General features: G+C 45.4%; 15 protein-coding genes. 8 read left to right on the plus strand and 7 right to left on the minus strand.

What is annotated here, in order from left to right:
• Positions 1-28: 28 nt before the first annotated feature.
• Entirely contained in the window at positions 29-1,186 is a 1,158-nt protein-coding gene (locus ACXAD4_RS11465; protein WP_475241456.1) for a patatin-like phospholipase family protein, read from the minus strand.
• 260 nt (positions 1,187-1,446) lie between these two features.
• Between ACXAD4_RS11465 and ACXAD4_RS11470 the strand changes: the two genes are divergently transcribed.
• Positions 1,447-1,635: a hypothetical protein gene (locus ACXAD4_RS11470; RefSeq protein WP_187462400.1), complete on the plus strand. Its 189-nt coding sequence runs from the start codon at positions 1,447-1,449 to the stop codon at positions 1,633-1,635.
• A gap of 93 nt (positions 1,636-1,728) precedes the next feature.
• On the opposite strand, the gene ACXAD4_RS11475 is transcribed toward ACXAD4_RS11470, so the two are convergent.
• The 6 genes from ACXAD4_RS11475 to galE all read right to left on the minus strand — a co-directional run bounded on the left by ACXAD4_RS11475 (position 1,729) and on the right by galE (position 7,443).
• Positions 1,729-1,929, minus strand: coding sequence for a hypothetical protein (locus ACXAD4_RS11475; protein ID WP_475241458.1), 201 nt, complete (start codon positions 1,927-1,929; stop codon positions 1,729-1,731).
• Between the two features lie 268 nt (positions 1,930-2,197).
• Positions 2,198-2,755: a hypothetical protein gene (locus tag ACXAD4_RS11480; protein ID WP_475241460.1), complete on the minus strand. Its 558-nt coding sequence runs from the start codon at positions 2,753-2,755 to the stop codon at positions 2,198-2,200.
• Between the two features lie 213 nt (positions 2,756-2,968).
• Positions 2,969-4,036 carry a galactose-1-epimerase gene (galM, locus tag ACXAD4_RS11485; protein WP_475241462.1) on the minus strand — a complete coding sequence of 356 codons (1,068 nt, stop codon included), beginning with the start codon at positions 4,034-4,036 and terminating at the stop codon, positions 2,969-2,971.
• A gap of 33 nt (positions 4,037-4,069) precedes the next feature.
• A complete protein-coding gene (galK, locus tag ACXAD4_RS11490; protein WP_475241464.1) occupies positions 4,070-5,233 on the minus strand; it encodes a galactokinase in 1,164 nt (387 codons plus the stop codon).
• A 33-nt stretch (positions 5,234-5,266) separates the two neighbouring features.
• On the minus strand, positions 5,267-6,328 hold the full coding sequence (locus ACXAD4_RS11495) for a UDP-glucose--hexose-1-phosphate uridylyltransferase (protein WP_475241465.1): 1,062 nt from the start codon (positions 6,326-6,328) through the stop codon (positions 5,267-5,269).
• 104 nt (positions 6,329-6,432) lie between these two features.
• Positions 6,433-7,443, minus strand: a complete 1,011-nt coding sequence (gene galE, locus ACXAD4_RS11500; protein WP_475241467.1) for a UDP-glucose 4-epimerase GalE — start codon at positions 7,441-7,443, stop codon at positions 6,433-6,435.
• A gap of 487 nt (positions 7,444-7,930) precedes the next feature.
• Here galE and ACXAD4_RS11505 point away from each other — a divergent pair, with 487 nt between their 5' ends.
• From ACXAD4_RS11505 to ACXAD4_RS11535, 7 genes are all read left to right on the plus strand, one after another.
• Positions 7,931-11,065 (plus strand): EAL domain-containing protein, encoded by a 3,135-nt coding sequence (locus tag ACXAD4_RS11505; protein WP_475241468.1) that lies wholly within the window; start codon positions 7,931-7,933, stop codon positions 11,063-11,065.
• 664 nt (positions 11,066-11,729) lie between these two features.
• Positions 11,730-12,953 carry a sodium/glutamate symporter gene (gene gltS, locus ACXAD4_RS11510; protein WP_475241470.1) on the plus strand — a complete coding sequence of 408 codons (1,224 nt, stop codon included), beginning with the start codon at positions 11,730-11,732 and terminating at the stop codon, positions 12,951-12,953.
• Between the two features lie 244 nt (positions 12,954-13,197).
• Positions 13,198-13,434, plus strand: coding sequence for an HP1242/YdcH family protein (locus ACXAD4_RS11515; protein WP_317521903.1), 237 nt, complete (start codon positions 13,198-13,200; stop codon positions 13,432-13,434).
• Positions 13,435-13,768: 334 nt separating this feature from the next.
• Positions 13,769-14,992: an L-lactate MFS transporter gene (locus ACXAD4_RS11520; RefSeq protein WP_475241472.1), complete on the plus strand. Its 1,224-nt coding sequence runs from the start codon at positions 13,769-13,771 to the stop codon at positions 14,990-14,992.
• A 457-nt stretch (positions 14,993-15,449) separates the two neighbouring features.
• Positions 15,450-17,861, plus strand: a complete 2,412-nt coding sequence (locus tag ACXAD4_RS11525; protein WP_475241474.1) for a cytochrome c peroxidase — start codon at positions 15,450-15,452, stop codon at positions 17,859-17,861.
• 275 nt (positions 17,862-18,136) lie between these two features.
• Positions 18,137-19,375 (plus strand): amino acid ABC transporter substrate-binding protein, encoded by a 1,239-nt coding sequence (locus ACXAD4_RS11530; protein ID WP_475241475.1) that lies wholly within the window; start codon positions 18,137-18,139, stop codon positions 19,373-19,375.
• A gap of 85 nt (positions 19,376-19,460) precedes the next feature.
• Positions 19,461-20,627, plus strand: coding sequence for an amino acid ABC transporter permease (locus tag ACXAD4_RS11535; protein ID WP_475241477.1), 1,167 nt, complete (start codon positions 19,461-19,463; stop codon positions 20,625-20,627).
• Position 20,628 lies beyond the last annotated feature (1 nt).

A 20,628-nucleotide genomic window follows, 5' to 3' on the forward strand; every position in this document is an offset into this window, starting at 1 on the left:
GGGTATATCACTTTCATACCGCTTACGATTAGGAAACTTTCTTCAGTGGTTTCACTTTGCGCTGATTCAGCCAAGAGCCATCTTTGTGTCTAGGGTGGAAATGTGCGGGCAATGGATCATCAGCTTGTGTCCAAGGAGCCTCTTCCAGTGCCTTTTTCATATCCGTGTAACCACATTCACGGCGTAACCGAATGGATCGCCGAGAGAACTCGGTATCGCTTAGCGGAATATGTCCCTGCAGCGGATCAAAGGTGATATGGACAATATCTATTTTTTGCCCAGCCTTTAATGCTGCCACATCAGGTACTTGGGCACTTGCAATTAACTCAGGAGCCGCTTGCTTCAAGTGGTCAAGATTCTTCTTCGCCACAAGGGCTTCAAGGTGTTCGCAAGTACGGCTTGCATATTGAATTTCCTTCTCGCGCCAAAGTACTTCAGGCATGGTTTTCGGCAGCTCTCCGTTGGCATTCCACAAGTCGACCATAAAGATCAGTAGATCTTCATCTCCTGCCAGATCAAGAATACCGTTGAGAGGCGTATTAGATACAACGCCTCCATCCCAGTAATGATCATCGCCGATCTTGGTGGCCGGGAAGCCCGGTGGAAGCGATCCACTCGCAACGGCATGGGCTGGCACCATGGTATCCGACTCACTATCAAAAAATACCAATTCACCATCTGTCACCCTCGTCGCCCCAACTGTCAGCCGAACTTCATTGCTATTGATCAATTCGAAGTCTGAGAGCTTTGCCAAGGTGCCAAACAAAGGATCAGTATTATAAAAGCTGGTCGCCCCTTCACCAGGAGGAGCAACCCAAGGGTTTACCAACCTCGGAGAGAAGAAATTGGGCTGACCAAAAGCCAGTGCCGACGATGCACTTAACGTATTAAAGGCCAAAGCAAATTCGGTGGGAATATTCACATCCGTACCAGGCCTAGAGATCATTTCCCAGAACCGTTCAAGCTTAGGAAGCCGCTCTTCAGGTTTATTGCCAGCCAACACAGTGGCATTAAGCGCACCTATAGAAATCCCTGCAAACCAATCCGGTGTATAACCGGCTTCCTCCAAGGCTTGATACGCGCCTATATGATAGGCTCCCAGTGCTCCGCCACCTTGAAGTACTAAACACACCTTAGGCTTTTTATCCGCTTTAGTCTTTTTTCCAATACTCGTTGTCTTCGCCATGCTCTATTTCCTTGAGTAAAAAACACAAAAATCACCTTTGTCTTTAGTCCAAGAAAATAAGCGTAACCATTAAGGTTATTTGTCAAATGACAAGTACGGAAAACCTATCACAGTTTGTTGGGTTGCTTTTGTTGCACGTTACAAAGTGCTTTGCGGAACACATAATAGAAAAAAATTATGCATTAATGACCAAGATCAATTTATTGCATATACATTGGTCGTATGTTGTAAACATGTTAAACCAAAAAGGACGTGTATATATGGAGCTAATACAAGATCCAAGATGTTATACCGACATCTGCATTGATGGAAAATGGTTTCACCATGACCATTGTACCGATACAGCCTACATGCTTTGGGGCGGAACCTCTCCTCATATCCAATTAGACAAAACCCCAAAGACAGAAAGCGAACTCATAGACCTTCTCACCCACGCCAATCGTCGTTAAGGCCAATCCAAGCTGATGACTGAACTTCTCCGATAGCTGGTACCCATACTAAAAAGTACAAGTACCAGCTAACATACAGTTTCTTTGTTCAATTTACTGTTTGGTTATAAACCGCTTACCGAGGCGAGTAAACGCGAAATAAATTGGCACGTAGATCACTAACAAAATCAGCGTATCCACCACAAAGTTAAGCTCACCTGCTGATAGGAAAGTGCCTACCAGAATGTTCTTGAGTGTTATCGCACAGAACACCGACACGAATGTGACGATGAATGTCATGGTATTTTTCTTCATCTTCAACCAAATACAATTTTGTAGATAATATTTGGACGATTATACGTTTGATTGAGTTAATCGCATAAAGATAACTTGTAAGCCTCTCTTGCAGGCTGGCTAAGATAGCTATTCATTCGCTGAAACAGCTCCAGCCACTCTTTACCGTATTTAGCCTTAAAATCCTCACTGGCGTAGACAAGCTCTAACTCACCCGCCACCATAAAAGTAACGTTGGCTGACACAGCAGCCAACGAGCAAATGGTGAAAAAAGCACAAACTGCTAGTTTTAATTAATCAGTTCAACATTAGACTTATCAATTTTTAATTCGGACAGTTTTTCGAGGAAATGTGTAATATTTGATTTCGCAGAGCCTTCATTTGCCATTCTCAATCTCTCCACACCACTGAATGCATCACCGAATGTTGCGGTATAAGGTGCCACGATAACTTCGTCAAAGAGAACTTCTTGGCTACTCTTCTCAACTAATACATAACGTATAGATGAAGTTACCTCCATATCCAAGCCGAAGGAAGGCTGGTCAACCTCCATTAACTGAGCCGATAATTCATATTCTGGCTGGTCGTCTTTCGAGATCAAATACAATAATTTAAGAGAATCTTTTAATGCCGACTCAAACTCCGTATTCCCAATTTCTGATGTCCACATTGGATTGGTCTCTTCTCCTCCCCCTACTTCATTGACCTCAATGGAGTTTGATAACATCTCGTCAAATGTCATATTGGTCGAATCGTCGATTTGCATATTTTCAACTTGAGCAGGCGAAGCACAACCAAACAGCAGTGATCCTGCAATCAATACAGCTGAAATTCTTAGTAAATTCATAGTTAACCATCCACATGAAAGCAAAATTAAGCTCACACGTTATAAGACAGCCTTTTAGTAAGCAATGAATTACATATTATTTTGCGAGCTACAGCTACCTCTCAACAAAATTTGTGAGTCAAAGTGTGTTAACTCTAAATACCTTTATGGATTAATAAAAAAGCCCGCTCATGTGAGCGGGCAAACCCCTATTTCAACAAAGTAAATAGAACACTAAAAATGAAATCGATAACCGGTGTAATGGGCATAGATCTGCTCGGGACGCACAATACAATCCCCTGGCCACTCAGGATGGTTTGGCGCATCTGGCAGATGTTCTGTTTCTAGGCAGAAGCCTTGATGAATACCATATTCACCGGAAGTGCCTTTCGTACCCGCCAAGAAATTACCCGTATAGAGTTGAACAGCCGGCTTGGTAGTCTGTACCGTCATGGACACTTTCTGATCTGGCGAGACTACTTTGGCAAAGTCTGCAATACCATCAGTGACGTCCGGTACCAGAATGAAAGCATGATCGTAGCCTTTCGCTAATACTTGCTCAGGATCTTTCAGTAAGTCCTGCGCTATCGTTTTCCCATCACGGAAATCAAACCCTGTCTGCTCGACTGATTTCAACTCGCCGGTCGGGATCCCAACATCAGACGTCGGTACAAAACGATCCGCTTTGATCATCAGTTCATGCTGCAGGCAATCTTGGTCCGTATCCTCACCCGCCAAATTAAAGTAAGCATGGTTAGTAAAGTTTACCGGACAAGGCTTATCACAATCAGCTTGATAGCTAATCGCAACCGTATTATCTACTGTGAGTTCAAACGTGACTTTAGCTTGCAAAGTACCTGGAAAGCCTTGGTCGCCATCTTCTGACACTAGGCTGAAAACCAGCTTGCTATCACTTTGATGTTCCAGCGCCCAACGGCGTTCATTGTAGCCATCAGGGCCACCGTGCAGAGTATTGCCCGCTTGGTTGGTAGCCACTTGAGTCGTTACACCATCAATCGTGAATTGACCATTAGCAATACGGTTGGCGTAGCGTCCGACCGTCGCACCCAAATAGGCGCTTTGCTTTTGGTGATCGGCCATGGATGAGCAGTGCAGTAGTACTTCCCTCGCCTCGCCATCGACCGGGACGGTACAACTTAACCACGTCGCGCCTATGTCCATGAAAGTCGCCGTCATCCCCGAAGCATTGGTCAGGGTGAACAGTTTTGCAGGGCGGCCATCGCTGGCCGCCTCCATGGTCATGGTTTCGTGTAGCGATAACACCTTATGAGGTAGTGTCATTGTCAATCCTTATACGTGATTTTTCTTCACAGCTCAGGCAATCACGCCTGCACCCGCTTTAGCTTTACACACGTAGATAGTTTCTTTCAGGCCAGTTTCTGCTTCGTATTTCTCAGCAAGTACCGCTTTCACTTCCTCAACTAATGCCGGTGGCACAATCGATACCACACAACCACCAAAGCCACCGCCTGTCATGCGCACGCCACCTTGATCGCCAATCAGGGCTTTCACGGTATCAACAATGTAATCAATCTCACGCACTGTGATTTCAAAATCATCACGCATAGAGGCGTGAGATTCGGCCATCAGCTCACCCATACGCTTGATATCACCCTTGCTTAGAGCAATCGCCGCTTCTTCGGTACGGTCATTTTCAGTGATCACGTGGCGAGCACGCTTGGCAACCATCTCGTCAAGTTCATCAACACGGGCGTTGAACTGCTCGATAGTGACGTCACGAAGGGCTTTCACCCCGAAAATACGTGCCGCTTCTTCACACTGCTCACGGCGGGTGTTGTACTCGCTATCAACCAAACCACGCTTCTTGTTCGAGTTGATGATGACAACCGCCATATCTTCCGGCATCGACACCGCTTTAGTTTCCAGCGAGCGGCAATCAATCAGCAACGCATGGTTTTCTTCACCCTCAGCAGAAATAAGCTGATCCATAATGCCGCAGTTACAACCAACGAATTCGTTTTCTGCCTGCTGGCCGTTAAGCGCGATTTCCTGCTGGCTGATTTCTAGCGCATAGAGTGTTTTGAATGTCTGGCCAATTACCACTTCCAATGCCGCCGAAGAGCTCAAACCCGCGCCTTGAGGCACATTACCGCTAACAGCAATATCTGCACCAGCAAACTCGTAGCCACGCTCACGCAGGCACTTCACCACACCCTTGATGTAGTTGATCCACATACACTCTTGGTCAAAAGTGATTTCAGAGGCCAGATCAAACTCTTTGGTTTGGTTGTCATAGTCAACTGATACAACACGGACGATATTATCGTCACGTCGTGCAGCCGCCACTACGGCTTGATAGTCAATGGCACATGGCAGTACGAAACCATCATTGTAGTCAGTGTGCTCCCCGATAAGGTTTACGCGACCCGGCGCTTGGATAAGATGCGTCGCTTCATAACCCAGTACGGAAGAAAATGAAGTATTAACAGCGTCAATCAGCAGTTGTGTTTTAGACATAATCGGTTCCTATCTTTCTGTATGGGTCAGTTGTTATTGTTGGTTTTCACGGTAGTGAACATCGCTTAGGGCACGCAGTTTGTCTGCGGCCTGCTCTGCGGTAAGGTCACGCTGGCTTTCTGCTAGCATTTCGTAGCCCACCATGAACTTACGGACGGTGGCTGAGCGCAGTAGCGGCGGATAGAAAATCGCATGAAGCTGCCAATGCTCTGTAGAGGTATCACCGTCTTTGAAGAACGGCGCGTAATGCCAGCCCATTGAATAAGGGAATGAGCACTTAAACAGGTTGTCATAACGGCTGGTCAGCTTTTTGATTGCCACGGCCAAATCATCACGCTGTTCGTCAGTCAATTCGTTCATACGACGAATATGGGTTTTCGGCATCAGCATGGTTTCAAATGGCCATGCAGCCCAGTAAGGAACTACGGCGATCCAATGTTCCGTTTCAACGACCGTACGCGAACCGTCAGCCATTTCGGCTTTGGCATAATCCACCAGTAAGTTTGTGCCTTGCTCTTGATAGTAGGCACGTAGATTTTCATCTTTACGCGCGATCTCGTTTGGCAAAAAGCTGTTTGCCCAGATCTGGCCATGTGGGTGAGGCTGAGAGCAGCCCATCGCTGATCCTTTGTTTTCAAAAGCCTGAACCCAAACGTACTCTTGGCCTAGCTCTTCAATTTGCTCATTCCAGGTATCAATCACCTTGCGAATGGTTCCGACTGGTAGCTCAGGCAAGGTTTTGCTGTGATCAGGTGAGAAACAAATCACTCGGCTCAAACCGCGGGCACTTTCGCAGCGGAAAAGTGGGTTGTCAGATTCCGGAGCATCCGGTGTATCTGGCGTCAAAGCCGCATGGTCATTGTTAAAGACATAGGTATTGGCGTAGTCAGGGTTTTCGTCGCCTGATACACGGGTATTGGTTGGGCATAGGAAGCACTCGCTATCGTATGCTTTATCTTCTGCTTCTTCCGGTGTTTCATCTGCCCCCTGCCAAGGACGCTTCGCACGGTGAGGTGAAACTAAAATATATTGCCCCGTCAGCGGATTGTAGCGACGGTGAGGGTGATCTACTGGATTAAATTTTTGCTCAGACATTTTCAAAACTCGCCATTACAGTGATACTGCAAACTAAATAAAGGTAGGAGCAGGCAAACTTAGGGGTGAGACGCCACCTACTCCCAAAATCATCTCAAGACCAATTAGTAGCCATTCGGGTTTTCAGACTGCCAGCGCCATGTATCGGCAGCCATTGCAGTGACATCGAACTTGGCTTCCCAACCCAACTCCGCGCGGGCTTTAGCCGGATCAGCCCAGCACTCGGCAATATCGCCAGGGCGGCGCGGGCAGATTTTGTAAGCAACATCGTGACCACAAGCTTTGCTAAAGGCATCGACCATCTCAAGTACGCTGCTGCCTTTGCCAGTACCCAAGTTGAAGATATGCAAACCCGCTTTTTCTCCCACTGCTCGCAATGCTGCAATATGGCCATCGGCCAAGTCCATCACGTGAATGTAATCGCGGATACCGGTGCCATCTGGCGTTGGGTAGTCATTGCCAAAGACAGATAGGTACTCTCGGCGGCCTACTGCAACCTGGGCTATGAACGGCATAAGGTTGTTCGGGATACCCTGCGGGTCTTCGCCCATAATGCCTGAAGGGTGAGCCCCTACAGGGTTAAAGTAACGCAGTAGCGTGATACTCATTTCCGGCGCAGCTACCTGGATATCGCGCAGGCACTCTTCGACCATGTACTTACTGCGACCATATGGATTGGTCACTTTGCCTGTCGGTGTGGTTTCTTTGATTGGGATTTCTTCCGGATCACCATAAACCGTTGCTGATGAGCTAAACACCAAGCTATTGACGCCCGCATGTTTCATCGCATCCACCAGCATCAAGGTGCCGTGAACGTTGTTGTCGTAATACTCAAGTGGTTTTTCGACCGACTCCCCGACAGCCTTCAGGCCTGCAAAATGGATCACAGAGCTGATTTCGTGCTCAGAGAAGACTTGATCGAGGATCTCGCGATCACGGATGTCGCCTTGATAGAAAGTCGGTTTGGTGCCTGCAAGTGTTTCAACACGCTCAAGCACGGCTTCTTTACTGTTGCAAAGGTTATCCAGAATGATTGGCTCAAGGCCTGCTTCAATCATTTGTACACAGGTATGGCTTCCGATATAGCCCATACCACCTGTTACTAATACCTTCATCACTCTCTCCCAAATCACTGCCAGTGGCTTTACTCAACCACCCAAGAAACAACATCTTGTTCTTAACTGAGAGCAAGTTTATCAATAAGCCCAAAATGAATACTGTGATCATTGCCACATTGTGTAAACGTTTTCACTAATTTCACAAAAATCACATTCTTGCTCTAACAGCGACTAGTTTATCACCCAGAAAAACAATCCAGATAAAAGCCTTAAATAACATAAAGATAACGCTAATTCATTTCTTCTAAAATACTTCTTTGTCATAATTTACCTTCGCACAACCACAGTAACCGGGTAAAACTAGAATGTGGAAACGATTAACCTTGAAGCACAGTGAGTGAAATAGTTACTCGAAATATATTTGAAATGAAAACTTAGCGCGCTTATACAGTGTGATGCATAAGGCTAATTTGGCATCCAGATATGCACTAATTAGCATTTAACCGCTATACTGAATCAGTTATATGTACCTCACGGATGAAGTATGAAGACTGCGATATTACGTTTTTTACTCTTTTTCATTCCCCTACTGACTATCACGTCAGCGTCGATTTACTACATTTATAGTGAAGACATCTCCCAGCTAAACCATCGTATTCAAGATCGCGAAAATAGCCGTCACCAGTCTTCTTTGCATATCACAAGGTTGCATTTCGCCCCAATTATTGAAGATCTTCGTTATCTGAGTGAGAAAGCCAAAGAATTGTCGGAAACACACCATACTGTTGAAAGGCAGAGAGAAATCCTTACGGCGACCTTTCAGCGCCTTTCTTCTACTCGCGCTTATTATGATCAAGTCAGATTAATCAACGATGCAGGCCAGGAAGTCATAAGAGTTAATAAAGATGGGAAAGAAGCTATCGCCGTTGATAAAGCTAACCTTCAAGACAAAAGCCATCGTGATTACGTTCAGAAAGCGTTAAAGGTCCCAACGGGAAGCTTTTACACATCCCAATTTGATTTGAACCAGGAAAACGGGCAAATCGAACTACCCCACAAACCCATGCTGCGTTTTGTCAGTCATTTCAAAATGAATGGCCAAAGCTGGCTTATCACCTTGAATTACCTTGGCATAGACTACCTGGAAGAATTAAAAGACCAATATGGTTGGGATGAAGTACAAAACTGGCTAATTAACAGCAATGGCCAGTGGCTGCTGGGGCCTTCCACAGAAAGCGCTTGGCAATTCATGTCTTCAACTATCGACCCTGCTCAACAAGACTTTTATTCTCGCTACCCTGACTTATGGCAAAACATTCAAAATAGCAATCACGGTCAGGTCATCATTGGTGATTACCTGTATACCTTTACCCGCTTCTTTTCAGGTACCACTTTCAGGGGCGAAGCCAGTTTTACCCTACCTTTTCAAGGGACAGATCTTCCTTGGACAATTATCTCTAGAGTCAATATGACCGAGGCCGTCACTGAGTTAGCCTTTACCCAAGAGCGAATACTCAAACTGGTCATCTTTGCAGGATTAATCGTTTGTTTGGCCTCTGGTTGTCTGGTTCTGGCTTGGCACTTATCGCAACTATTAAATGCCCAGCGCAAAATGACATTAAAAATAGAAGACACAGCGCTACAATACGCCACCGTTCTTCGCCATGTTCCTGATGGACTAATGTCTCTCGATCATGATATGAAGATTTTGACGGCTAATACCGCGGCAATACAGATCTTATCCCTTCAAAATAAAGACATTATCGGCAGCAACTTAGCTAAATTATTGCCGGGAACACAGTCGCGCCGTCAGATTGAAGCAATTATCGAACAGTTGCAGCAACTGAGGGAGAAAAAACAACCAACTATAAAAATCCGTTTGCAGTTCAACAACCTCAAAACCAAGCATATCGAAATCATTGCAACAGAAACGGCCTACAGCTCCAGCCGGGAAATTTTGTTGAACCTCCGCGATGTGACCTACTGGATTGAACGAGAAGAGAAGCTCAAGAGTATGTCACGTGCCCTCGAGCAAAGTAATGATTCCATCATCATTACAGATAAAAGAGGCGTGGTGGAATACGTGAACCGCTCCTTTGAAAAGCATAACGGTATCAAGTCGAAGGATATTGTTGGCAAGCAATCAATAGAGCTGCTAAGAAACACCCTCAATAACATCAATGATGTTAAGCATGTACAAAAACAGCTCAAACAAGGCCATGTAATCGAGCGTGTCATCGCCCATAAGCATGGCGATGAGCAAATCATGTACGAAGAAAAAACCATTGCCCCTATTCGTAATAGCCGAGGCCGAATTAGCCATTACATTTCGACCGGCAAAGATATCACTGAACGTGTAATGTTCGAAAACCGCTTACACCGGTTAGTCCATTATGATCTGCTAACCGAACTGCCTAACCGCACCTTGCTTCAGCAGCAAATCGGAGCCGCAGTAAAATGCAACAAGGTAACTGGCGATAACATTGCCCTCCTCTCGATAGATCTCGACTACTTCAAGCAGATCAATGATTCTTTGGGCCATGCCGTTGGAGACAAAGTGATCCAAACGGCAGCTAAACGCATCCAGCGTCTATTGCGGGAAACCGACTTCTTGGCAAGACTCGGTGGGGATGAGTTCGCTGTTCTGCTCTCTCAAAATGCTAACTTGCAAAATGTCACCAATATCGCAGCTCGTATTCTCAAACATATCTCTGCACCATTGGTGATTGAAGGCAAAGAGCTATTTTTAACAGCCAGCATAGGGATCAGTTTCTTCCCTGATGATTCCGATGTTGCAGAAAACCTCAGCAAATATGCAGACATCGCGCTTTACCGGGCAAAAGAGCAAGGACGTAATCAATTCTGTTTCTATACCACTGAAATGGGTGTTCACAGCCTTCATCAAATCCAGTTGGAGTCCGAACTACGCCGTACAGTAGGCACAGATCGCTATGAATTTTTCTACCAGCCTAAAGTTAATGCTAATAATCATGAGGTCTGCGGTGTCGAAGCCTTGCTCCGCTGGCGAAATGAATTTGGTGATCATGAATCACCACTGAACATTATTCCGATCCTAGAACGCTCTGGTGTAATCATTGAGGCAGGTGAGCACCTGATTCAGAAAGCCTGTCGCCAATTAAGGAAATGGCAATCAAACGGCATCTATCTCAATTTTGCCATAAACATTTCTGCCCAACAGTTGTTAGGCTCGAACATTGTTGAATCCATCGATAAAGCAATTATCCAAAGTGGATGCGATCCCAAATATCTGGAAATAGAGATCACCGAGTCTGTGATCATGTCCGATGTAAACACAGCATTAGATAAGCTGATCAAACTCGAAGCGCTTGGGGTGAAGATTGCGATTGATGACTTTGGTACAGGCTACTCATCTCTGGCATACCTAAGTCGCTTCCCTGTACATATATTGAAGATTGATCGTGAGTTCATCAAAGATCTGCCTTGGAATAAAGATAATATCGCCATCACCCGTTCAATTGTTGAACTCGCCCATAACTTAAAAATGCTAGTCGTCGCAGAAGGTGTCGAGAACCAGTCGCAACGTGATTTCTTGGCCAGTATTGGTGTCGAGGAATTCCAAGGCTATCTTTTCGGACGTCCACAACCAGTCAGTGAGTTTGAGCAGCTTTTCCTACATGAGGATAAGAGCACAGTATAAAGCGGGAGGTAGAGCCTTTATTGGGCACCAATACCGGTGCTCAGCCCCATTACGTATATACCACCATGACTTGGGTATATCTATTCACCTGTGACACACCTTAATAGATAAAACTGCAAAACTTTTGATCTTATTTATGTTTTATACGCTGTTTTATTGTTCAATAATACCTCTACCTCCACCATTCTTGCTTCAAATTGGGTGGCATCATAAAAAAAATCAAAAAAATATCGTGCAGAAATCATTCGTTTCGATGATATCTCCCACAAAATGACTCACACGATTATTAAATAAGCGACAAATTTAGTGGCGTAACATACTAATTACATTAATTAATGGATGATATATTCCGCTTTTTTCGTATGGATATTAAACAGTTCAGCATTAGCCTACTGATTTTAAAGCACTCGTGCTTTCTAATTGAGACTATTCTTATTCTTTAACTGAATTATCAATATCGCATGAGAAAATCATAAATAAGAACATTGCAATAACAAAGCACCTTAAAGCTTATCCTTTAAATATACATACCCTCAATAATCAAAACATAAACAACCAACTCATAACCACAGGTCTACACTATTGAAGTTAAAATGGCAATATAGGCAGTCGCCATTTTAGGGGGTAAAATTAACGCCTAAAAAAACAATGAAAAGACATAATCATGAATTCAGTTATACAAGTAAGCGAACTTGAGTCGTTTCTCATTGCGATTATTGTGCTTTTTCTTGGCTACTTCATTAATAGCAAAGTAAAGGTATTCCGGAAGTACAATATTCCTGAGCCTATTGTTGGCGGATTGATTGTTGCCGTACTTATTGCAATCTTACATACACAAGGTGTAGACATTACCTTCAAGCTAAGCCTCAAAGACACCCTGATGCAGATGTTCTTTGCCACGGTTGGTTTAGCAGCCAGTTTTAAACTGTTAGCCAAAGGTGGCTCACGGGTATTCTTGTTCCTTGGTATTGCCACACTGTACATCATTATTCAAAATGCCGTCGGTGTTAGTCTAAGTACTATGCTAGGCCTTGACCCTCTGCTCGGCCTGATGGTGGGCTCGATTACCCTGTCTGGCGGACACGGGACTGGCGCCGCTTGGTCACAGACCTTCGCCGATATGTATGGCCTGCAAACCTTAGAGCTGTCCATGGCAGCTGCAACCTTTGGTTTGGTCATGGGCGGTATTATCGGTGGCCCCGTTGCACAGCGACTGATCAACAAATTCTCTCTCAAATCAGAATTTGGCAGTGGTGAAAAGCATCATATCGAACATCCCGACTTGGTCACCTATAGTGACAACGAAGAAGATCGTATTACTGCAAAAAACACCATTGAGGTACTGTTCATCCTGTTGATCTGTGTTGCGGGCGCGGCCCACGTCAAAGAATTGGTAGACAGCTTCGGCATCAACTGGCTGCGTATCCCTGATTTTGTCTATGCACTGTTTATTGGTGTGTTCATCACCAATATTTGTGAAACGACCAAAGTCTACAAGATCAACAATGAAACGGTGGATGCACTAGGTACTATTTCACTGTCACTGTTCCTGGCGATGGCGCTGATGAGCCTACAGCTGTGGGAGCTGCTTGGCCTTGCCCTGCCTATGATTGCGATTCTGTCGGTACAAACAATCACGCTAGCAGCGTTTGCCTACTTTGTTACCTTTAGATTGATGGGTAAGACATACGATGCAGCTGTTATCGCCGGTGGTCACTGTGGCTTTGGTATGGGTGCTACCCCAACCGCTGTGATGAATATGGGTGCTTTGGTGTCGCGTAATGGCCCGTCTCCGCAAGCCTTCATGGTCGTTCCTATTGTTGGTGCCTTCTTCATCGACATTGCCAACTTGATTGTGCTGCAAACCTACATCAGCTTCATTCAGTAACCCCCCAAGCCGGACCTCGCAAGGTCCGGCTTTGCCGTTCGGCTTCTCCCAGCTATTATTAATTTATTGGCCTTAGTTTGAAGGTTGATGGGTACATCAACTTGGCTTTATAACATTATCAGAATAACTATCTTCTCTCGTTTGGGGTGCGCTTAGTCAATGGCCACACGCCTCTGTGGCTTAACGTTGAATCTGTACCTATCGTCCAATTCGGTAGGATTATGAAGAGCGTGGGAGTATCAATATGTTAGGTGAAAATCATGCACTGTTTATCGAGTACCCTGAACATCAAGATAGAATCAAGGAGCTAAAGCAATCCGACCAACACTTCAAACAAATGGCTGACCGTTACCACCAGCTAGATCACAAGATAAGAGGCCTAGAAGGTAACAACATTCCCACAGACGACCATCACTTCACTCAACTCAAATTAGAACGCGTCCAGCTGAAAGACAAAATCTACAGTATTCTTTCACACTGATCCTGCCGTAACGCAAGATGCCGAATATGTTCACTTCACAGGTTTACACGCTGTGAGGTGGACATAATTTCACACTTTCTACACACCATGTAATCCCTGAAACAAACCAACATAACCAACTGAATATAAAGAAATATTCATATTAACAGGATGTGAACAGGTCAAATCACCACAGAAACAATTGTAACTGAATATTTCTAGCGGTTTCCTATTCAAAAAATGTTGATAGAATCCGCGCACCTTTAATGACAATCAACTTTTGTTAATAAAGAACAATTTTTTTTGAGCACAGTATGAAGCTCGTACTGTTTCCCTTGTAGTGACCGAGAAAACAATGACTAAATTCGATAAAGCAAAACAGATCCTGCTGGCAGGCTTCTGTATCAACCTATGTATGGGCATCCTGTATGCTTGGAGTGTATTCAAGCAAGCACTCGTTCTAGATATGGGCTGGTCTGATGCTGATGCTTCTATGCCATACTCAGTTGCTGTAATCACTTTTGCTCTATCACTATTGGTAGCTGGTGTACTTCAAGACAAAATGGGCCCGCGTAAGATCCTTATCTTGGGTACTGTTCTTGTTGGTTCGGGCATGATCATTTCAAGCTTTGCCACTAGCCCTCTGCTACTTCTTATCACATTTGGTCTAATGACAGGTGCAGGTATCGGCTTCGGCTACGCATGTCTTGCCCCTTCTGCAATGAAGTGGTTCCACCCTTCTAAGAAAGGTTTGGTAAACGGCCTAATCGCAGCGGGCTTCGGTCTTGCAGCGGTATACCTAGCACCACTAACGTCTCTGCTTATTGATTCTTTCGGTATCAGCACTAGCTTCCTTATCCTGGGTGTAGCGATCCTGCTTATCACTGTTCCATTGGCAAGCACTATCACTAACCCACCAGAAGGTTACAAGCCACAGGTTCCTGCTAACTACAAGGCTAAAGCATCTAAGCCTGTCGATATCCAGTGGCGTGCAATGCTGAAAACACCTCAGTTCTACTCTCTGTGGATCATGTTTGCTCTTGCATCTTCAGCTGGTCTAATGGTGATTGGTAACATCACTCTGATTGCCTCTCAGCAAGCAAACATCACTGAAGCAGCATTCCTAGTTGTTGTTCTTTCTATCTTCAACTCTGGTGGCCGTGTTGCTGCAGGTATGCTTGCAGATAAAATTGGTGGCCTACGTACCCTGACCATTGCATTTATCATGCAGGGTATCAACATGGCGCTATTCGCAAGCTTTGACTCAAGCTTCACGCTAATGATTGGTGCTGCACTAGCAGGTGTTGGCTACGGTACACTACTAGCAGTATTCCCTACCCTGACTGCTGAGTTCTACGGACTGAAAAACTACGGTGCGAACTTCGGTGTGCTATACACTGCATGGGGCGTGAGTGGCTTTATCGGTTCTGCTATCACAGCTATTGCAATGAGTGTTTCAGGTAACTACACCCTTGCATACACAATCTGTGCGGTAATGTTGGGTATCAACGTTCTTCTTTCTGTTATCACTAAACCTGTTGATGCAGAAGCTCTAGAGAAGAAACTGGCTAACGCCTAATAATCTCTACTCAAGATCATAAAAAAGCACAGCCTCGCTGTGCTTTTTATTTTTTCTTCTCATTCAAGACTTCCTATTCACCCTTTCAAGATAACTTCCACTCTTTTGTATCAATTATTAATTGTGCAAATTCAACACCACTGCCCCACTTTTAAGCCAAATTTAAAATAACACCCTGTTATTATTCAATTTCAAAGCTTCCCCAAGCCTTAATATCATTCATTATTTCTTTGTACTTCCTTATTATTTCATTCGTTTATTTTTAAGAACTGTATCATTTTTATACGCTCTTCCTATTTACGAACATCCCCTTGCTCAAAAGTATTAGTGCGCTTTTTTTGCCATTTGCACGATTCACAAAAGTGATAATTAAGACCGCAAATTTCACCCATCTTTATTGCACGAGAACTTCTCGTACATAAAAGCAACATTTCGTAATGGACGTTAGGGGTGAGTGATGAACAACAAAACGTTATATAAACGTCATCGACTAACAGCCTTAGTAGCAGCTTCACTATTTGGGTTGGCTACCGGTATTGCCAGTGTTCATGCCGAAGAAGAAGTCGAAGGTCCAGATTTTTCTGGCCTCGGCTCACTCAAAGGTATTAAACCGGCTCCTGTACCAGGGCTCGATGAGTACATAAAAGACGAAAAAGCAGCAATCAAATTGGGTAAGGCATTATTCTGGGACATGCAGGCAGGTAGTCAGGGGCAAGCCTGTGGTAGCTGTCACTACAACGCCGGTGCCGATAACCGAACCAAGAACCAAATCAGCCCGGGGCTAAACCATACAGACCCGGCTAAACGTGAAATTTTCGATCCGACGCAGACAGGGGCTGGAGGGCCAAACTATACGTTAGTCCCTAATGATTTCCCGTTCCGAGTCTATGCCGATCCGGATGATCGCGATTCAGAAGTGCTATTCGATAGTGACGATGTCGTATCTTCACAAGGGGTATTTGGTGCCGTCTTCGACGAGCTGTATGGTGGTACTTACGGCGATCCAAGGTACTCTGACCGCCGCGAAGGTTGTGAACTCGTCACGGATATTTTTCATGTCGGTGGTGTAGCGACACGTCGGGTTGAACCTCGAAATACGCCGACTGTCATTAATGCCATCTTTAATTTCCGAAACTTCTGGGACGGTCGAGCGAATAACGTGTTCAACGGTGTTGACCCATTTGGTCGACGTAACGAAAGCGCCAAAGTATTGCACTTCGACCCTTACACCGAATATGTGAGCTTGAAAGAAGTGAACCTCATCAACTCCAGTGCAGCCTCTCAGGCAGTAGGTCCTCCGGGTAGTGCCTTTGAGATGACGTGTGCTGACAAAGCCTTCAAAGATATGGGTAGAAAGCTAATGGGCTTGAAACCTCTCGGTTTGCAGCAGGTTGACCGTTCAGACAGTGTGTTGGGCTATGACTCTAGCTATCCGAACGATGGTCTACGAACTCGCTACGAGGACATGATCAAAGCTGCCTTCAACATTGAATACTGGGGCTCTAATCAGGACTTTGGCGGCTACAACCAGATGGAAGAAAACTTCAGTCTATTCTGGGGATTGGCTATCCAACTTTACGAAGCAACGTTGATCTCTGATGATTCTCGTTTCGACCGTTTCATGGATGGTGACAAGTACGCGTTGAATGATCTTGAAAAATACGGCATGGAAGTGTTCGTTGACAAAGGTAACTGTGTGAACTGTCACAGTGGTCCTGAGTTCTCGAAAGCCATGACTCACTTGATTGCCGAAGAGCAGGAAGAAGGTCTGGTTGAGCGGATGCACATGGGTGATGAAACCATTTCACTCTACGACAACGGCTTCTACAACATTGGTGTCACACCAACCAAAGAAGATCTTGGCCTAGGCGGTGAAGACCCATGGGGTAACCCACTGTCTCATACCAAGCAGTACTTTAAAAAACTGTTGGGTGAAGACGTGCCTGATAACTTCGAGGTTGACCCATGTAAAGCGTTTGAAGTGTTAGTGTTTGAACAAGATCCTTGTAATTCAACTAAACAAACCAATCGCTTGAGAAACCGATTAATCAAAGGCAAAGAGAAGAGTGCTGTCGACGGTGCATTCAAGACCCCTACGCTACGTAACATTGAGCTAACAGGTCCTTACATGCACGATGGTAGTATGGCAACACTTGAGCAAGTGGTTGAGTTCTACAACCGTGGTGGTAACCGTACTAGCGAAGGTACTGGCGACTCTTCTGGCTTTGATACCATTTCTTCGAACCTTGACCCAGATATTCGTAGCCTAGAATTGACGGATTACGAGAAGAAAGCACTGGTTGCCTTTATGAAGGCACTAACGGATGAGCGTGTACGTCAAGAGAAAGCGCCATTTGACCATCCACAGCTGTTCATTCCAAATGGTGTAGAAGGTGACGAAAACTACGCCAGAACTAACGCCAATGGTTCATCTCGTGAAGAGTGGATTGAAATTCCAATGGTGGGTGCTTACGGTCGTGCTGCGAAAGGTCTAGAACCACTGAAACCTTTCCTAGATGGTGTGAACTCTTATGGTGCAGGTTCAGGTGGTGGTGACTATGGTTCAGGTTCTGAGCCTTCAGGTAACTACCTAGAAGCGAAAGATGATTCTTTCTCTGCTAAATACGGTCGTTCGACATCTATCAAGCCGCTCGATAATGATGTAGCAGGTAGCTATGACATCGATCCAAGAAGTATTGTGATTCACAATGCCCCTAGCAGTCGAGATTGTCGCTACTACATCCACACTGACGGTAGCATTACAGTGACACCACTGAAGGACTACGACATGAGCATTACCTACTCTGTGAAAGACAGCAGTGGTTATGAATCTAACGTGGCAACCATCAACCTTAATGTGTACCGCTAGTAAGTCCTAACGCAGTAACATAGCTTCAATATGACTCAAGCCCCGCCCTGTGCGGGGCTTTCTTTTTGCCTTTGACTTGTTAACAACTTATTAACTAGAACTATTTCAAAGTGTTTCTATACTAAATAGTGACACAAAAACAGACAGTTATTTTTTATGGCTGAAAGAAAGTGCCTTTTAGATGGATAAATCACGGGGCACCCTTTTGGAGATAACTGCTAATAATGACGATAAGAAGCGTCAATTCTCTTGATAAGGAATAACAGGACGTAATTATGAAGCAAACCCTTACCTCTACCTTGGCAGTATCAACTCTTGCTCTCATTCTTGCCGGCTGTGATAGTGGTGGTAGCAGTCAAGACAAAGAAATGATCCAATCGCTACAGGATAAAGTCGCAACCCTCGAACAACAATTAGCTGACGCCTCTGGCGGTACAGTACAAGCCGTAGAGTCTGGCACAGAAGACCTCAAAGCTAAAATCGCTGAACTTGAAAAGCAACTGGCTGACAAAGGGAGTAGTGAAGCTTCCACATCAACCACTCCAGCAGCAACAACAGCAAGCTCGGATACCCTCGCGCAAATCCAAAAACAAGGTTATCTCCAGTGCGGGGTGACAACTGGGTTACCAGGCTTTTCAAACCCTAATGAGAAAGGAGAATGGGAAGGGATTGATGTTGAGTTTTGTCAGGCTGTTGCCGCCGCTACACTTGGCGACAAGACCAAGGTGAAATATATTCCGCTAACCGCTAAAGAACGCTTTACCGCTCTTCAGTCCGGTGAAATCGATCTGTTATCCCGAAATACCACTTGGACGTTACACCGTGATACTGCATTGGGGATCAATTTTGCGGGTGTGAATTATTATGATGGCCAAGGCTTTATGATCAACAAAGAGCTTGAGATTGAAAGTGCCACTGAACTCGATGGTGCTGCTGTTTGCGTTCAATCAGGCACAACGACCGAGCTGAACCTGGCCGATTACTTCCGCCACCGTGAAATGAAATATACCCCTGTTGTCTTTGATACCGCCGCACAAACTGTGAAAGGCTTTGAGGCAGGTCGCTGTGATGTACTCACCACTGACCAATCAGGCCTGTATGCCCTTCGCCTGAACCTTCAAGATCCATCTTCAGCTGTGGTATTGCCAGATATCATCTCTAAAGAGCCGCTTGGTCCAGCAGTTCGCCAAGGGGATGATCAGTGGTTCAATATCGTGAAATGGACCCTCAATGCGATGATCAATGCCGAAGAGTTAGGTGTGTCTTCGCACAATGTTGATGACATGAAGAAGTCTAACGATCCAAATATCCGCCGCTTGATTGGCGTTGACGGACCGAAAGGGAAAGGGCTTGGCCTCAACGACGATTGGTCTTACCAAGTTATCAAGCAAGTGGGTAATTATGGTGAAAGCTTCGAACGCACTGTGGGTATGAGCTCACCGCTAGAAATTAAACGAGGCGCCAACGCGCTATGGAACGATGGTGGCTTCCTATACGCACCACCGATGCGCTAGTACCCATCGCAAATGTTAACCCATTTGGAGGGGAGCAATAGCTTCCCCTCCTGCCATGATAATCTTTTACACAGGATGTGTTGTTTTGGCAGCGAAGAAAACAAGTCTCTTTTATAACCCGACCTTTCGCGCTCTGCTGTTCCAGGCATTGGCAGCAGCAGCGTTGGCCTATTTTATCTATTCAATAATTAATAATGCCCTGACCAACCTTGATCAGCGCGGCATTGCTACGGGGTTTGGCTTTCTTAGTCAGGAAGCAGGATTTGGGATCGGGTTGAGCCTGATCGATTACGACGAAACCTACAGTTATGGCCGAACCTTTTTTGTCGGTTTGCTTAATACCGCTCTGGTTTCTGTCATGGGGATTTTCCTCGCAACTATTTTGGGTTTTGTCATCGGCATTGCCCGACTTTCTTCCAACTGGCTGGTGAGTCGTTTTGCTGCGATTTATATAGAGACTTTCCGTAATATCCCCTTGCTACTGCAAATTTTCTTTTGGTATTTCGCTGTATTGCAAGCCCTTCCCTCGCCACGTAATAGTATCAGTCTTGGCGAAAGTGTGTTCCTTAATGTTCGAGGGCTCTATTTTGCCAAACCTATTTTCGAGCAAAACGCCTACTGGATTGGCCTTGCCCTCATTACCGCTGTCGTGCTGAGCATCATCTACACCATTCATGCAAAAAGAAAACAAAAGGTATCTGGTAGGCAGTCGCCCATTTTATGGGTCTCATTAAGCCTACTGATACTCCTTCCCACCGTCGCTTATTTTGCCAGTGGGCAACCGGTTCATATGGAAGCCCCGGTACTCAAAGGGTTCAATTTCAGAGGTGGCATTGGGATCATACCCGAGCTAGCAGCATTGCTGCTGGCATTGAGTATCTATACCGCTTCTTTCATCGCGGAGATTGTCCGAGCCGGGATCAACGCTGTCAGCCACGGCCAAACTGAGGCCGCTTTGTCACTCGGGTTACCCCAAGGCAAAACCCTACGCTTGGTCGTGATCCCTCAAGCACTGCGGATCATCATCCCTCCCTTAACCAGTCAGTACCTTAATCTGACCAAAAACTCATCATTGGCAATGGCAATCGGCTATCCGGATCTGGTTTCGGTGTTTGCCGGGACAACGCTCAACCAAACCGGCCAAGCTATCGAGATCATTGCTATGACGATGGCGGTTTACCTCACTCTCAGCTTGCTGACATCGCTACTAATGAACATTTACAACCGCAAAGTTGCGCTGGTTGAACGTTAGG

Source organism: Photobacterium sp. AWH4_225 (genome assembly GCF_056158405.1).

Bases quoted from the DNA above. Each gene is read 5' to 3' on its own strand.
- ACXAD4_RS11520 (WP_475241472.1), top strand. From the start codon at position 13,769: ATGACTAAATTCGATAAAGCAAAACAGATCCTGCTGGCAGGCTTCTGT.
- galK (WP_475241464.1), bottom strand. From the start codon at position 5,233: ATGTCTAAAACACAACTGCTGATTGACGCTGTTAATACTTCATTTTCT.
- ACXAD4_RS11470 (WP_187462400.1), top strand. From the start codon at position 1,447: ATGGAGCTAATACAAGATCCAAGATGTTATACCGACATCTGCATTGAT.
- ACXAD4_RS11475 (WP_475241458.1), bottom strand. From the start codon at position 1,929: ATGAAGAAAAATACCATGACATTCATCGTCACATTCGTGTCGGTGTTC.
- ACXAD4_RS11480 (WP_475241460.1), bottom strand. From the start codon at position 2,755: ATGAATTTACTAAGAATTTCAGCTGTATTGATTGCAGGATCACTGCTG.
- ACXAD4_RS11495 (WP_475241465.1), bottom strand. From the start codon at position 6,328: ATGTCTGAGCAAAAATTTAATCCAGTAGATCACCCTCACCGTCGCTAC.
- galM (WP_475241462.1), bottom strand. From the start codon at position 4,036: ATGACACTACCTCATAAGGTGTTATCGCTACACGAAACCATGACCATG.
- ACXAD4_RS11465 (WP_475241456.1), bottom strand. From the start codon at position 1,186: ATGGCGAAGACAACGAGTATTGGAAAAAAGACTAAAGCGGATAAAAAG.
- galE (WP_475241467.1), bottom strand. From the start codon at position 7,443: ATGAAGGTATTAGTAACAGGTGGTATGGGCTATATCGGAAGCCATACC.
- ACXAD4_RS11515 (WP_317521903.1), top strand. From the start codon at position 13,198: ATGTTAGGTGAAAATCATGCACTGTTTATCGAGTACCCTGAACATCAA.
- ACXAD4_RS11525 (WP_475241474.1), top strand. From the start codon at position 15,450: ATGAACAACAAAACGTTATATAAACGTCATCGACTAACAGCCTTAGTA.
- ACXAD4_RS11505 (WP_475241468.1), top strand. From the start codon at position 7,931: ATGAAGACTGCGATATTACGTTTTTTACTCTTTTTCATTCCCCTACTG.
- gltS (WP_475241470.1), top strand. From the start codon at position 11,730: ATGAATTCAGTTATACAAGTAAGCGAACTTGAGTCGTTTCTCATTGCG.
- ACXAD4_RS11530 (WP_475241475.1), top strand. From the start codon at position 18,137: ATGAAGCAAACCCTTACCTCTACCTTGGCAGTATCAACTCTTGCTCTC.